Raw genomic sequence first — 15,039 nt, forward strand, 5'->3', positions numbered from 1 at the left:
GGTGGTGGCTTCAAGCGTGATGACAACCGTGAAGGTGGCTTCCGCGGTACGAGCGATCGCCCAGAACGTGGGAACCGCTTCGATGATCGTTCCAACGAAGCACCACGCGCTCACAACCCTGGCGACCTACGCATTTCGAACCGCCCAGACCGTGAACAGTCCCCAGATATCGATGAGGACGTTACCGGTAAGGAATTGGATCGTGTTGCACGCGCCCAGCTTCGGTACCTCGAAGAACGCTCGGCAAGCTGGGTAGCTAAGCACTTGGTCATGGCTGGCCGTCTACTTGAAGAAGATCCCGAGCTCGCCTATGAGCACACCATGGCAGCCTCCCGTCGTGGCGGCCGCGTTGCAGTTGTCCGTGAAGCCGTAGGCATTGCTGCCTACCACGCAGGCAAGTACGCGGACTCACTACGCGAGCTTCGTACTCACCGACGTATCTCCGGTTCGGATTACAACCTTCCCTTGATCGCAGACTCGCTGCGTGGCTTGGGTCGTGCTGAAAAAGCCATTGAGCTTGCACACTCAGATGAGTGCGCGAATCTGGAATCTGCGGTCAAGGTCGAGATGCACATCGTTGCCGCAGGTGCCTACGGCGACTTGGGCAAATTAGATCTGGCTCTTGCCGAGTTGGAATCTCTAGAACAGCTTGACTTCAATCGCGCTTACTCGTTCAGCCCGCGTTTGTTTACCGCTTATGCTGATCTGCTTGCAGGAGCTGGCCGCACCGAGGATTCCAAGCGTTGGTTCGCTCAGGTTTCTGTCGCAGAGCGTGCTCTTGGCATCGAGGAAGAAGCCGATTCCTTCATCATGGACCTAGCTCCAGAGATGGATGAAGAGGACGAACGCCCACGCGCTAGGGATCTTGTTGATGAGAACGCTGCTGTGGACTCCGAAGATGAAGCTGTTGTTGACGCAGCTGACTCGATTGAGAGCGAAGTGGCCGACGATGACACCGCGGAAACCGATATCGATGATGCCGACGTTGAGACCGAAGAAATCGGCATCGATGAGGAAGACGGCCTAGTTGAGGTAGATTCAGTAGAGGTTGAAACCGAAACTGATAACGTCACCGAAACCGAAACCGACTCACAGAAGTAGGAACTAGTACCGAATGCTGATCTCCGGATTTGATTCCGTTCTTTCAGATCTCGATGGTGTCGTCTACGCGGGTCCCAATGGGATCCCAGACGCCGTCGAGTCATTGAACGCACTCGCAGAAGTTAATGTCGCTCTTGCGTTCATAACGAACAATGCGGGACGTTCGCCAATGTCAGTTGCCGCGCATTTGCGTCAACTGGGTGTGAAAACCGGTGCGGAGCAGGTCTTTGGATCTGCTGATGCCGGAGCCGAGCTATTGGCGCGTGAATTAAATCCGGGCAGCAAGGTACTAGTTGTAGGGTCCCCGTACCTACGTGAATGCATTGCGGTGCGGGGACTCGAAGTCGTAGAGTCACATAAAGATAAACCAGTGGCGGTTATTCAAGGTTTCGACCCGGCCGTTTCTTGGAACGATCTTGCCGAGGCCAGCTATGCCATCAATAACGGGGCACAGTGGGTCGCGACGAACACCGACCTAACCATTCCTCGGGCAGAGGGTATCGCACCAGGTAACGGATCATTAGTCCAAGCGGTGAAACTAGCCACCGGGGTGACACCCCGCGTTGCAGGAAAACCAGAGTCGTTCTTATTTGCGCGTGCAGCGGATCGTTTAGATTCGCGGCGCCCGCTTGTAGTAGGGGATCGTTTGGATACCGATATCCTTGGAGGATATCGAGCCGGCTTTTCTACGGCGCTGGTATTGACGGGTGTGGATTCTCCCCGTAGCGCACTTGGTGCCCCGGTATCGGAGCGCCCAAACTACCTTATTTCCAGCCTCGCAGATCTTTACCGACCTTACCCAACAATCAAAGTGCTTGGCTACGGCGTACAAGTCGGAGAGTCAATTGCTAAGGTTGATGGTGAGTCTATAGAGGTCAGTGGCAATGAATCAGACCTAAATGCATGGCGTGCCGCATGCCATGCTTGGTGGCTGGCTCATTCGCGCCAGCAAGATCATGTTAGTCCCGAAATCCAATTCACCTCGCGCGGATTGGACACCCTGCGACGAGCTCAGAGGTAGCCCACATGAATATGCCAACGCCTGGCCCCAAGTCGGCATCAATGTTGGAAGATGAAGCGCTGGACGACACGCTCTCATCCCTTGCCCAGCAGGATATAACAGAACATTCAGCAATATACGAGCAGCTACTGGCAACTCTTCAGTCGCAGCTTAACTCAACGGAGTACCGCGCGTGAACCGGCTTGATCAAGTACTAGTACTGCGGTCGCTAGCTCGTTCGCGGACCGAAGCGGCCAAGCTTATTGACGCAAAACGAGTTCTGCTCAATGGGGTTGTTGCTACCAAGGCTTCGAAGAACGTGGCTCCGGAATCCGAGCTCGAAGTCTTAGCTAGTGAGGGTGAAGAATACGTTTCCCGTGCCGGCCATAAACTGGCTGGTGCGCTAGATGTATTTACGACCATTTCGCCCGAGTCGTTGCGCTGTCTAGATGCTGGTGCCTCTACCGGCGGATTTACAGATGTCTTACTGCGTCGCGGTGCCAAACAGGTGATGGCCGCGGATGTCGGGCATGGACAACTCGTGAAACAAATTCGTGAAGACTCCCGAGTATCGGTGTTTGAAGGTCTCAACGTTAGGTATATGAACCCCGAGGATATTGGGGGAGAAGTCGACTTGGTCGTAGCCGACTTATCGTTCATTTCATTGCGCTTAGTGATCGACGCTCTGGCAGGCACGACACGCCCGGGTGGTTCGCTCGTGTTGATGGTAAAGCCACAATTCGAAGTTGGACGTGAACACATAAATCGAACCGGCGTGGTTTTATCTCCCGAGTTACGTCGCAGTGCCATTGAAAGCGTCGTAGCATCAGCGCAGGACGTTGGTTTGCAATTGTGTGGTCTGGCCCGCAGTCCCTTGCCCGGACAAGATGGAAACGTTGAATTTTTTCTCTGGCTCGGAAAACCTCCCATGAGTAATCAACAATCCGTCGATGAAGCCAAATTGTGGGAAGTAGTTGACTATTCTTAGAAGTGAATTGCTTGAGCGGTGAATTCCTCATCACCAAGCGCATACTTCTAACCCGAGAGGGGCAGCCTGCCTTGCGCCGCATCCTAGTTTTCACACACACGGGTCGCAAAGAAGCGATCGCCGCGGCTATTGAAACTTGTGGGTTGCTCCATGCTGCCGGTGTGCGTCCAGTGATGCGCAAAAAAGATCATGAAGCAATACAAACTGCAAGCACCGGACTCCGGCTGCAAATCGACATTCTTGGTCAGGATTGCACCATTGAACAGGTCGACTTAGGCGTAGTTCTGGGTGGAGACGGTTCAGTACTGCGCGCAGCGGAACTAGTGCGTGATGCATCTTTGCCGTTGGTTGGCGTAAATCTTGGACATGTTGGTTTTCTAGCCGAGGCCGAGAGATCCGAATTAGCGGACACAGTACATGCTTTGGTGATTGGTGCTTACACCGTTGAAGAACGGATGGCTATCGAAGTTCAGGTTTGGCGGGACAACGTTTGTCTTGCGGAAACTTGGGCACTTAACGAAGCCGCGGTTGAAAAGGCTAATCGCGAACGCATGATTGAGGTTGTCATCGAAGTCGATGGACGACCGATATCTACTTTTGGTTGCGACGGCGTCGTCATGGCTACGCCAACAGGGTCCACTGCCTATGCATTTTCTGCTGGTGGCCCCGTAGTTTGGCCCGAAGTGGCAGCGCTGATCATGGTTCCCATTAGTGCCCACGCACTATTTGCTAAGCCACTGGTGGTTTCGCCAGACTCGATTATGGCGGTTGAAATCTTAACCCGTTCCGAAGCCGGCGCTGTGCTGTGGTGCGATGGTCGTCGAACAATTGACCTGCCGCCTGGAGCTCGTATTGAGGTTACTCGGAGTGACAAGCCAGTGCTTTTGGCAAGGCTTAATACGACTCCATTCTCGGAGCGACTGGTGAATAAATTTGAGCTTCCGATTCAGGGATGGCGCGGCCCGGCGGACGAGGACGAACGCCGTCCAGCAACCACTGCTCTGCCGGTCATCGGGCCCGGCTTTCAGAGCGTCGAACCGCATCACAAGGATGAACCTGGGATCCCGTTAGTGGCTCGTGACGAAATGAAATAAGAGAATTTACGACTCACAACACTCATATTCGAACAAACTTACGATTCAACAAGTACTATTGGGACGAGAACTGGAACGAATGCACTAGAACGACCGGGAGCGGGCGATGATTCAAGAAATTTCGATCTCTAACCTTGGCGTGATTACCAAGGCGACTCTGCCACTTGGGCCGGGGTTGACTGTTGTCACCGGCGAAACCGGTGCGGGTAAAACAATGGTGATCACCGCTCTGTCCTTACTGCTTGGCCGTCGAGCCGATGCCGGTGCAGTGCGAAACGGTGCCGATCACGCACTAGCCGAGGCTGTCGTGCGTCTAGACCCAGACCATCACGCGCTCGAGGCGGCGACTCATGCCGGGGCGTTTGTTGATGAAGTAGGCGATAAGAGTGAACTGTTACTCACTCGCTCTCTGTCCGCTCAAGGTCGTTCCAAAGCGACAGTCGGTGGACGAAGTGCCCCGGTCGGTTTGTTGGCCGAACTAGGGCAGGAGCTGGTGGCTGTCCACGGTCAGTCTGATCAGATTCGTCTGAAAGAGGCTGGCGCGCAACGTGATGCACTTGACCGATTTGCCGGTTCAGGCCTGGCGCGCACGCTCAAGGAGTATCAGCGGACCTACCGACAGTGGCGTGCGTCGAGTAAAGAACTAACTGCGCTTAAGCAAGACTCGCGTGATCGGGTTCGTGAAGCCGAAAACCTAAAACTCGCGCTCGACGAGATTGATTCGCTAGAGCCGTTGCCGGGTGAAGACGAGAATTTACGTGAAACGGCGATGAAGTTGGGTAACGTCGAATCACTGCGAAACGCTAGCCTGCAGGCTAGAGCCATTGTCGATAGTGAAGATTTTGAATCCCCAGGGATTACTACTTTGGCAGAATCTGTTCGCGGAATTTTGGCGCAAGCAAGTGATGATGACCCGGCCCTAGCAGCCTTTGCTGACCGCGCCGCAGAACTTGGCATTCTTGCTTCGGAACTATCGAGCGATATGGCAAGCTACGTCTCAGATCTTGATGAAGAGGGTCCTGAGCGGCTGGCTCAGATTGAAGCACGTCGTGCAGATTTGAATAAACTCATGCGTAAATATGCGCCAAGCATCGATGAAGTTATTTCCTGGGCCGAAGAATCCCGGCAACGTTTGGAACGGCTTGGTTCGGACGACACTCGCATCGAGGAACTCGAGGACGCTGTGGTCCAGCTGGAGCAGAAGGTCTCAGCTCTGGCTACTGATCTCTCTGAAGCCCGACGCAAGGCTGCCACGAAGCTTTCCAAGCGGGGCAGCGCCGAGCTAACCGCATTGGCCATGCCTGATGCGAATCTCTTTGTCGAGATCGGTGATTTGCCGGAGCTCGGTGCATATGGGCAAGACCAGATCGAAATGCTGTTAGCGCCCCATGCAGGTGCCGCGCCTCGCCCACTGGGTAAGGGGGCCAGCGGCGGTGAGCTGTCGCGCGTGATGCTAGCTATCGAGGTAGTCCTCGCAGCAGTAGATCCGGTGCCAACCTTCGTCTTTGATGAAGTGGATTCCGGAGTTGGTGGCAAAGCTGCGGTGAGCATCGGTGAGCGATTGGCGATGCTTGCCCGACATGTGCAAGTCATTGTGGTCACACACCTACCCCAAGTGGCGGCCTATGCTGATCGTCATATCCGCGTGATCAAGACCTCAAACGGTAAGTCAGCGGCCGGCGCCGGGTTTACCGCCAGTGACGTAATCACTCTTGATGATACAGAACGTGTCCGTGAGCTGGCCCGGATGTTGGCAGGTCAGGAGGAATCTGACACCGCTCAAGCGCATGCAGAAGAGCTTCTGGCTGATGCGCGGAAGATGGTCGAATCATTGGTGACGAAGAGCGCACGCTAAATGGCAGAGACGGACTTTGGCATCTTCGGCAGGTGTCGTAGAGTTGCAAAGTGGATGGTCGGTATTCGCGAAAGCGAGCAATGGTGATAGGATGAAATCCCGTGGTGCAGCGTAAATTAACTCGTGATTCTCGGTCGTCTGAAACGACAAAACATATCTTCGTCACCGGCGGTGTAGCCTCCTCCCTGGGTAAGGGATTGACGGCATCCAGCCTTGGACACTTAATTCGAGCTCGTGGTCTCTCCGTGACCATGCAGAAGCTCGATCCGTACCTGAACGTCGATCCAGGTACTATGAACCCTTTCCAGCATGGTGAAGTCTTCGTTACTGACGATGGCGCAGAAACCGACCTGGACATCGGACACTACGAGCGCTTCCTGGATGAAAATCTTCCGGGTTCCGCCAACGTGACCACCGGTCAGGTTTATTCAACCGTTCTGGAACGTGAACGTCGCGGTGAATACCTAGGCGATACAGTTCAAGTCATTCCTCACATTACTGACGAAATCAAGCGTCGTATGCGTTTGGCGGCCACCGAGCCAGGTGAAGGCAAATCGGCCCCTGACGTTATTATCACCGAAATCGGTGGCACGGTCGGTGATATTGAATCCCAGCCATTCCTTGAGGCAGCTCGCCAGGTCCGCCAGGACATTGGACGAAAGAACGCCTTCTTCGTTCACGTTTCCCTCGTTCCCTACATTGGCCCGAGCCACGAGCTGAAGACCAAACCAACTCAGCACTCGGTGGCTGCTCTGCGTTCCATCGGCATTCAGCCGGACGCTCTGGTCATCCGCTCTGATCGTGCAATCCCAGACGAGATGCGCGCAAAGCTCGGACGTACCTGCGACGTGGAAACCGAAGCAGTCATCAGCTGCCCGGATGCGCCGAGTATCTACGAAGTTCCAAAGATCCTGCATGCACAGGGCCTTGATGCTTACATCGTGCAGACTCTGGATATGAAGTTCCGCGACGTGGATTGGGAAGGTTGGGACCGACTACTAGACGTCGTCCGCAACCCGAAGCATGAACTGACCATCGCTTTGGTCGGAAAATACATCGAACTTCCAGATGCTTATCTCTCGGTCACCGAAGCTTTGAAGGCCGGCGGTTTCGCTAACGATTCCAAGGTCAAGATCCGTTGGGTACCGTCCGATGACTGCGCTACCGAAGAAGGAGCCCGCAAGGCTCTCGATGGTGCGGAAGCAATCTGTGTACCTGGTGGCTTCGGTATTCGCGGTCTTGAAGGAAAGCTCGGCGCGCTGCGATTTGCTCGTGAAAACCAGATTCCTACCTTGGGCCTGTGCCTAGGTCTGCAGTCCATGGTGATCGAGTACGCCCGCAATATGGCTGATCTACCAGAAGCTTCATCTACCGAGTTTGATCCGGAGTCTTCCACCCCAGTCATCGCGACTATGGCCGAACAGCTGGACATTGTTGACGGCAAGGGTGACCTAGGCGGAACCATGCGCTTAGGTTTGTATGACGCGAAGCTTCTGCCAGGTTCTGTGCTGGCCGAAACCTACGGCAAGACCGAGGTTGCTGAACGCCACCGTCACCGCTACGAAGTCAACAATGCTTACCGTGCGCAGCTTGAAGAGGCGGGACTAGTCTTCTCCGGAACCTCCCCGGATGGCAAGCTCGTCGAGTTCGTTGAACTGCCTAAGGACGTACATCCGTACTACGTCTCCACGCAGGCTCACCCAGAACTTTCCAGCCGCCCAACTCGCCCACACCCGCTCTTTGCAGGTCTGGTCGCCGCGGCTCTGGCAAAGCGCAACGCCTGAGCAATACCGGTTATAAACCGTCTAAGGTAGTACCTGTTAGGTCATACCAATAGAAGGGCCCGTTCGCGTGGAACCACAACCGATATCTGATGAACTTTCACCTCGAGAGTTGATCGGACGTGAAACCGTATATGAAGGACGCATCTGGAATGTCGTCCACGATACAGTGCAACTTTCGGATGATGGATCCCGCATCGAGCGAGACTACATCGTGCACCCCGGTGCCGTGTCGATCCTCGCCCTCGATGAACGCGAACGGGTCCTTTTAGTTAACCAATACCGTCACCCTGTCGGTATGCGGCTGTGGGAACTTCCCGCCGGATTGCTCGACGTGGCGGGGGAGCCGCCACTGGAAGGCGCCAAGCGAGAACTCTGGGAGGAAGCGGATCGAACCGCTGAATCTTGGGCCGTCCTTACCGACGTTTTTCTCTCTCCAGGGTCTTCTTCCGAGGCGCTACGAATATTTTTAGCGCGTGATGTGAATCTGGCGCCGGAAGGACAGCGTCACGAACGCACTGATGAAGAAGCCGAAATCATCACCCGCTGGGTGCCCCTAGACGAGGCTGTAGCCGCAGTGCTTGACGGCCGAATCCATAACCCCTCGGCGGTAGTAGGCCTCTTGGCAGCCTTTGCTGCACGTGCGAGCAATTACTCCACGTTGCGACCGGCTGATAGTGCATTCGACGCGCACCCCGGATTGCGCGGGGCCTAAAGCGCCCCATGAGTTTGCCCGAAGCAACTGCCCAACCGGCGCCGAAATCCGGCACGTTTGAGTCCGCGCTACGCCGCTACCTGCAACACTTGGCGATCGAGCGTGGCCTGGCAAAAAATACCTTGGACTCCTATCGTCGGGATCTAACTCGTTACCAAGAAACTTTGGAAACACGTGGCATCACTGATCCCGCATTGATCACCGAAAATGATGTCAGTGGCTACCTACAGCAGTTGGCACGCGGCGATGATGAGCATCAGGCTCTGGGGCCCAGATCGGTCGCACGCCATACGGTGGCCATTCGGCAGCTGCATAAGTATTGGGAGCTAGAGGAGATTTGTGCGCCAAATCCTGCTCGTGAGGTGCAACCTCCGACGGTGGGCCAGTCGTTGCCGAAGGCGATCAGCATTTCTGCGGTGACTCAGATTCTCGATTCCATTGCGTTGGATACTCCCGCTGGGCTGAGAGATCGGGCGATTCTAGAATTTTTGTACTCGACCGGTGCCCGTATCTCCGAGGTTGTCGGGCTGGATGTAGATGATCTGCATTTTGCCGATGACGCGGTAGTGCGTTTGTTCGGTAAGGGCTCGAAAGAACGGGTTGTACCGGTCGGTGGTTATGCCCAGCGCGCGGTCAGCGACTATCTGGTGCGTGCCCGTCCGGGACTGGCTACCAAGGGCAAAGGGACACCTGCCTTATTTCTGAATCAGCGCGGTGGCAGGCTTTCACGCCAGTCGGTGTGGCTGATTCTGGCCAAGGCCGCGCAGCGCGCGGGGATCGAGGGTGAGGTTTCTCCACACACGCTTCGACATTCCTTTGCCACTCATCTTCTAGAGGGCGGAGCAGATGTGCGAGTGGTTCAAGAATTATTGGGTCATGCCTCGGTCACCACCACGCAGATTTACACGAAGGTCACCGTCGATTCATTGCGTGAGGCTTACCTTTTTGCGCACCCGAGGGTGAACTAGGTTTTTGGGCATGTCAATGAATTTGTCCCGGCCGAAACCCGTTGCTTTACTTGCTTTGCTACGCGACGGTGAATTCGGTACCGAGGTACTGCTTGGGAGAAAACTGCGTGGTTTTGGCATCGGCAAGATCGTTTTGCCCGGCGGGAAGATTGAGCCCGGCGAAACATCCGAGCAAGCTGGAATTCGTGAGTTCTTCGAAGAAACCGGGCTGCTTGTGGCTTCGGACCAGCTTCGGACAGCGGCCAAGATAGTCTTCAATTTTCCGGCCAATCCGAGCTCTGACATGGACTGTGCAGTATTCATCGCGCGTTTAGCCAGCGGGAGTCTTGCACCCAGCGAGGAACTGGAACCGTTGTGGTTTTCAGCCAGCGCATTGCCGGTGACACAAATGTGGGAAGATTCCCCGTTATGGCTTCCACGCATGCTGGCGGGAGAACAATTCACCGCCCACATCAGTTATGCGGCGGATAATCAAACCCTGCAAGAGATCGCCTTGGCGCCTTGGCCTGAGTAAAGCACCAGGATCTAGGATTATTCTGCGGTACTGAGGATCGAGGGTCTTTCTTCGCTAGCCTGGGCGGGGTAGGGCTCGTAAATTAGCAGGTCTCCGGGCTGGCAATCGAGTGCTTCAGATCAGGCTTCCAACGTGCTGAAGCGGACGGCTTTGGTACGCCCATTTTTGAGAACTGCAAGATTTGCATGGGTGATGCCGATTTTTCGACTAGTTCACCAACCGCCATTTTCGGCGGGAGAGCATGACATCGATGTCTACTCTGATGGCCATTAGATCACGACGCCCAACTCCGTGCGCAACGCCGCTGCCTGGGCTTCGGTGGTTGAGGCTTGGAAAAACAATTGGCGCAGGACCCACACAATGAGCGCGATCCCAGCTAGCAGGACTCCGAATCCACCCACCAAGAGCACTACTGTCGGTGCTACTGCATCGTCTGGGGCCATGACCGTGCCCAGAATAAATGTCATCAGTGAGCCCATGGAAATCGCGACGATGATCAGACCCAGCACGATTCTCACTGCGAGGGTACTCGATGTGCCCATGGAAGATACACCTGTTGTCCTCTTACGATGAACACTTATCGATAAGCAACATACCGCCGTGTCAGTTAACACAAGAGCGGAGTCGAACCGATCGGCCCGACTCCGCTCTTGTGTACGGATTCTTGTTACAGCGCGCGCTGCTCCGGACCGTTGTACGCGGACAACGGACGGATCAGTGCGTTTGAGGCGCGCTGCTCGAAGATGTGGGCGGTCCAGCCGGTGATGCGTGCCGCGATGAAGATCGGGGTGAACATTTCGGTGTCAAAACCCATCAAGTGATAGGTCGGGCCGGCTGGGTAGTCGAGGTTTGGTTTGATCGCCTTCGCCTCATCCATGGCCGACTCCAGGCCATCGTAGAGTCCAAGCATTTCGGAACGACCGTAATGCTCGATCATCTTGTCCAGCGCAGCCTTCATCGTTGGTACCCGCGAGTCACCGTGCTTGTACACGCGGTGGCCGAAACCCATGACCTTCTTCTTCTGTGCCAGCGCATCTTCCATCCACGCCTTCGCACGGACGGCAGCATCCTTGCGGGATTCGTTCTTGTCGATACCGATCTCGTCGAAGGTGTGCATCACCGCCTCGTTGGCGCCGCCGTGCAAAGGACCCTTCAAAGCACCGATGGCGCCGGTGACAGCCGAGTGCAGGTCCGAGAGCGTCGAGGTAATTACGCGTGCGGTGAAGGTGGAGGCATTGAAGGAGTGCTCCGCATAGAGCACCATCGACACGCGGAACGCGTCGACTACCTCGGGGGCAGCCTCTTCACCGAAGCTCATCCATAAGAAGTTCGACGAGTAGTCCAAATCCTCGCGTGGTGCCACGAGCTCTTGGCCACGACGACGGCGCTGATCATAGGCGACGACCGCTGGGAAAGCCGCGAACAGTTCCTTGGCCTTGCGCAGTTCCGCCTCGGGGGAGGAATTTTCTGCCTCTGCGTGGTTGGCGCCGATCACCGATACGGCCGTGCGTCCAACATCCATTGGATGGCAGTCGGTAGGCAGTAGGTCAATAGCAGCCTTCACGCGTGGATCGAGCGCACGATTAGCTCGCTCGAAGGCGCTGAATTCGGTCAGCTCCGACTCGCTTGGCAATTCACCAGTCCACAGCAGTAGCGCGACTTCTTCGAAGGACTTGCTTGCCGCGAGATCCTGTACCGGGTAGCCACGATAAAGCAGCGAGTTGGTCTCCGGATTGACCTTAGAGACCGCCGTGTAATCCACGACGACGCCGGCAAGGCCCTTCTTGATATCCTCGGTGGTGCTCATAAGTGCATCCTCTTCGTTGATGGATCCCCGTACTAGAGGTTCGAGTTATTGGTATCGATGTCGAGGGTGGGAACTTGGAAGTTGAAGATCCCGGTGTCGAATCGGTTGTACGCCTCATAGTCGACTAGCTCGTAGAGACGTGACCTGGTTAACATGTTATCCACTTCGCGCTCTTGAGTTCCATCTTCGCTAATTGCGTCGAGTACTCGCTCGGCCGCACCCATGGCGCTACGCAGCAAGGTCACCGGGTAAATGATTAGTGCAACACCGGCTTCGGCCAGCTCCTGGCGGTTGAAAAGCTCGGACTTGCCGAACTCGGTCATATTCGCCAACACCGGTACATCAACCGCATTACAGATGGCTTCAAATTCCGACACATTCTTCATGGCCTCAGGGAAGATGGAGTCCGCCCCGGCATCAACCATCGCCTTTGCCCGGTCGATCGCAGCATCCAGACCTTCCACCGCACGGATGTCGGTGCGCGCCATGATCAAGAAGTTCTCATCAATGCGTGCGTCGGCTGCTGCGGCGATGCGCTTGAGCATGGTCTCGGTATCCACCACGTTCTTGCCGTCCAAGTGGCCGCAGCGCTTCGGATTGAACTGGTCTTCGATATGGCAGCCGGCCAAGCCAGCGTATTCCAGCTCTTGGATCGAGCGGGCCACGTTCATCGGTTCACCAAACCCGGTGTCTGCGTCCACGATCGAAGGCAAATCGCTCATTCGGGCGATCTGTCCGGCACGCGTGGCGACCTCGGTCAGAGAGGTCAGTCCAATGTCGGGGAGGCCCAGGTCGTTGGCGAGCACTGCACCGGAAATGTAGATGCCGTCGAAGTTCTTCTCACTGATCAGCTTGGCCGAGAGTGGGTTGAACGCTCCGGGGAACTGGCGAGCAGCTCCCGGGGTGAGCATTTCGCGTAGCGCGGCACGCTTGGCCGCTGGGGTTTTAGTTGAGTACAACATCCTAGAACAGGCCCTTCGGTGCGGCTGCGGCGTCGATAACTCCGGCTGCCGCAACGATGTTTAGCTGCTCCAGCTCGCCGGCACCCAGATTTTCCAGGTTTTCGGCGGCGGCGATGAAGCGGTCGATTTCCGCGTCGTCGACCAGGCCGGTGGCAAGGCTGCGGAACTTGTTGATGTACTGCTCGCGAGCGAATGGTCGAGCGCCTAGTGGGTGCGCGTCGGCCACAGCGATCTGGTCGGTGATCACGGTGCCATCGTTCAGCGTGATTTCGACGCTGCCGCCGAAGGCCTTCTCTGCGATGTCCAGCGAGTGGTAGCGACGGGTCCACTCAGCGTCTTCTTCGGTGGTGACCTTGTGCCACAGTGCCACGGTGTCTTCACGGCCGGCACGCTCCGGGGAGTAGGAATCCACGTGGTGCCATGCGCCGTCCTGCAGGGCGACGGTGAAGATGTATGGAATCGAGTGATCCAGGGTCTCGCGTGAAGCGGTTGGATCGTACTTCTGTGGATCGTTGGCGCCGGAACCAATGACGTAGTGAGTGTGGTGGCTGGTCTTGATCAGCACCGACTTCACATTCTTCGCCTCGGTGGCTTCTGGGTGCTCACCATGCAGCTTGCGAGCCAGGTCGATCCAGGCCTGCGCCTGGTATTCAGCCGAGTGTTCCTTGGTGTAGGTGTCCATGATGGCGCGCTTTGCTTCGCCAGCCTCTGGCAACGGCACCTCGTAGGCGGCATCCTTGCCGTCGAGCATCCAGGCGATCACGCCATCTTCGCCTTCATAGATTGGCACTGGTGAGGTCTGGCCGCGCATCGCACGGTCAGCTGCTTCAACTGCCATCTTGCCGGCGAAGGCTGGGGCGTGTGCCTTCCAGGTGGAAATTTCGCCCTTACGTGACTGGCGGGTTGCGGTGGTGGTGTGCAGGCCCTGGCCGACAGCCTGGAAGATGGTTTCAACATCTAGACCCAACAGGGTGCCGATGCCGGCCGAAGCCGATGGGCCCAGGTGTGCTACGTGGTCGATCTTGTGCTTGTGCAGGCAGATGGCCTTCACTAGGTCAACCTGGATTTCGTAACCGGTGGCGATGCCACGGATCAGATCCTTGCCCGAAGCGCCGGTGTGCTGGGCGACGGCCAAGATGGGTGGGATGTTATCGCCTGGGTGCGAGTACTCGGCGGCCAAGAAGGTGTCATGGTAATCGAGCTCGCGCACTGCAACGCCGTTAGCCCAGGCTGCCCACTCGGGGGAGACCTTTTCGGTGATGCCGAAGACGTTGGCGCCCTTGCCACCGGTGGACGGTGCGTGGGTTAGCGCTTGGGAGCGAGCGGCAATGATCGGACCGCGGTTCAGCGAGGCGATGGCCACCGAAGCGTTGTCGATGATGCGGTTAATGATCATGTCGGTGACCTCAGCGGTCACTTCTACCGGATCGGCTGCAACGGTTGCGATCTTGTGTGCTAGCTGATCCTCGCGGGCGAGGTTTTCTTCGGAGCGGTAAACGCGAACTGGATGATTGATCATGGTGTCCTTTCAGTGGCGACCGCGTGGGTCATGATGTGTTCAAGCGATTGGTGTAGGTGGACCGTGGTGGCCGCGGCAGCGACCTCTGGTTTCCCGCTGGCGATCGCCCTGGCAATCGCCGCATGTTCTCCGGCGGATTCTAATAATCGCTCTGGATTGTCTTTTGCTAGCCGACGGACGCGTTGCAGATGAACGCGTAGTGTGCGCAGCGCACCGGAGAGGTACGTATTGTTCGCTGCCGTGTCGATCATCTCGTCGAGTTCGCTGACCAACTGGTAGTACCCGTCGGTGGCGGCTTCGGCGCGCAATTGCTGCGCCGCGGTTTCGAATCGCTTTGCCAACAGGGCAAAATCAGCGCCATGAGTGGAGCGTGCTGCGAGGCGTGCGCTTTCGCATTCCAACGCCCGGCGCAAAACGAAGAGGTCTTCGACGTGGGTATCGGAGATTTCGGAGACGATCGCACCGCGTCCGCGCTGTTGCACCGCTAACCCATCAGCGACCAGTCGGGCTAAGGCTTCACGCACTGGGGTACGGGAAACTCCAAGCCTGTCGGACTGCTCCACCTCGGCGAGTACCGTACCCGGTGACAACCGCCATTCGACGATGTCGCGGCGCAGGCTCTCGTAGACCTTGTCGCTTGCTTTCATGGTTCGATTGTATACATGAATGGCGGGAAAGGGATAGTAAAGCGTAAATTTTTTCGCAATCTTCGTAGAAATGTATACAAATAACTTG

The 15,039-nt window shown here is 56.3% G+C and carries 13 protein-coding genes and 2 pseudogenes; 9 read left to right on the plus strand and 6 right to left on the minus strand.

What is annotated here, in order from left to right; translation table 11 throughout:
- The 9 genes and pseudogenes from CIK74_RS18845 to CIK74_RS17045 all read left to right on the plus strand — a co-directional run.
- Positions 1–1,101: pseudogene (locus CIK74_RS18845) on the plus strand (hypothetical protein); the annotation flags it as partial.
- 13 nt (positions 1,102–1,114) lie between these two features.
- The gene (locus tag CIK74_RS17010) at positions 1,115–2,122 is read left to right on the plus strand and encodes an HAD-IIA family hydrolase (RefSeq protein ID WP_096257564.1); all 1,008 of its coding nucleotides are present in this window, start codon (positions 1,115–1,117) and stop codon (positions 2,120–2,122) included.
- A 172-nt stretch (positions 2,123–2,294) separates the two neighbouring features.
- Positions 2,295–3,089 (plus strand): TlyA family RNA methyltransferase, encoded by a 795-nt coding sequence (locus CIK74_RS17015; RefSeq protein WP_096257565.1) that lies wholly within the window; start codon positions 2,295–2,297, stop codon positions 3,087–3,089.
- Positions 3,090–3,160: 71 nt separating this feature from the next.
- On the plus strand, positions 3,161–4,183 hold the full coding sequence (locus CIK74_RS17020) for an NAD kinase (RefSeq protein ID WP_096257699.1): 1,023 nt from the start codon (positions 3,161–3,163) through the stop codon (positions 4,181–4,183).
- A 106-nt stretch (positions 4,184–4,289) separates the two neighbouring features.
- Positions 4,290–6,038 carry a DNA repair protein RecN gene (gene recN / locus CIK74_RS17025; RefSeq protein ID WP_096257566.1) on the plus strand — a complete coding sequence of 583 codons (1,749 nt, stop codon included), beginning with the start codon at positions 4,290–4,292 and terminating at the stop codon, positions 6,036–6,038.
- A gap of 101 nt (positions 6,039–6,139) precedes the next feature.
- On the plus strand, positions 6,140–7,822 hold the full coding sequence (locus CIK74_RS17030; protein WP_096257567.1) for a CTP synthase: 1,683 nt from the start codon (positions 6,140–6,142) through the stop codon (positions 7,820–7,822).
- 67 nt (positions 7,823–7,889) lie between these two features.
- Positions 7,890–8,534 (plus strand): NUDIX hydrolase, encoded by a 645-nt coding sequence (locus tag CIK74_RS17035; protein ID WP_096257568.1) that lies wholly within the window; start codon positions 7,890–7,892, stop codon positions 8,532–8,534.
- A gap of 8 nt (positions 8,535–8,542) precedes the next feature.
- A complete protein-coding gene (gene xerD, locus CIK74_RS17040; RefSeq protein WP_096257569.1) occupies positions 8,543–9,502 on the plus strand; it encodes a site-specific tyrosine recombinase XerD in 960 nt (319 codons plus the stop codon).
- Between the two features lie 10 nt (positions 9,503–9,512).
- Entirely contained in the window at positions 9,513–10,016 is a 504-nt protein-coding gene (locus CIK74_RS17045) for an 8-oxo-dGTP diphosphatase (RefSeq protein ID WP_096257570.1), read from the plus strand.
- A gap of 119 nt (positions 10,017–10,135) precedes the next feature.
- Here CIK74_RS17045 and CIK74_RS19105 read toward each other — a convergent pair.
- The 6 genes and pseudogenes from CIK74_RS19105 to CIK74_RS17075 all read right to left on the minus strand — a co-directional run bounded on the left by CIK74_RS19105 (position 10,136) and on the right by CIK74_RS17075 (position 14,951).
- A pseudogene (locus CIK74_RS19105) lies at positions 10,136–10,286 on the minus strand (helix-turn-helix domain-containing protein).
- The gene (locus tag CIK74_RS17055) at positions 10,286–10,558 is read right to left on the minus strand and encodes a DUF2975 domain-containing protein (protein WP_096257571.1); all 273 of its coding nucleotides are present in this window, start codon (positions 10,556–10,558) and stop codon (positions 10,286–10,288) included. Before CIK74_RS17055 ends, CIK74_RS19105 begins: the two are co-directional and overlap by 1 nt.
- A 125-nt stretch (positions 10,559–10,683) precedes the next feature.
- On the minus strand, positions 10,684–11,823 hold the full coding sequence (locus CIK74_RS17060) for a bifunctional 2-methylcitrate synthase/citrate synthase (protein WP_096257572.1): 1,140 nt from the start codon (positions 11,821–11,823) through the stop codon (positions 10,684–10,686).
- Positions 11,824–11,855: 32 nt separating this feature from the next.
- A complete protein-coding gene (prpB, locus tag CIK74_RS17065) occupies positions 11,856–12,785 on the minus strand; it encodes a methylisocitrate lyase (protein ID WP_096257573.1) in 930 nt (309 codons plus the stop codon).
- A 1-nt stretch (position 12,786) separates the two neighbouring features.
- Positions 12,787–14,304, minus strand: a complete 1,518-nt coding sequence (locus tag CIK74_RS17070) for an MmgE/PrpD family protein (protein ID WP_096257574.1) — start codon at positions 14,302–14,304, stop codon at positions 12,787–12,789.
- Positions 14,301–14,951 (minus strand): GntR family transcriptional regulator, encoded by a 651-nt coding sequence (locus CIK74_RS17075; RefSeq protein ID WP_096257575.1) that lies wholly within the window; start codon positions 14,949–14,951, stop codon positions 14,301–14,303. Before CIK74_RS17075 ends, CIK74_RS17070 begins: the two co-directional genes overlap by 4 nt.
- Between the last annotated feature and the right edge of the window lie 88 nt (positions 14,952–15,039).

Source organism: Glutamicibacter sp. BW77 (assembly GCF_002332285.1).
GTDB classification, from domain to species: Bacteria; Actinomycetota; Actinomycetes; order Actinomycetales; family Micrococcaceae; genus Glutamicibacter; species Glutamicibacter bergerei.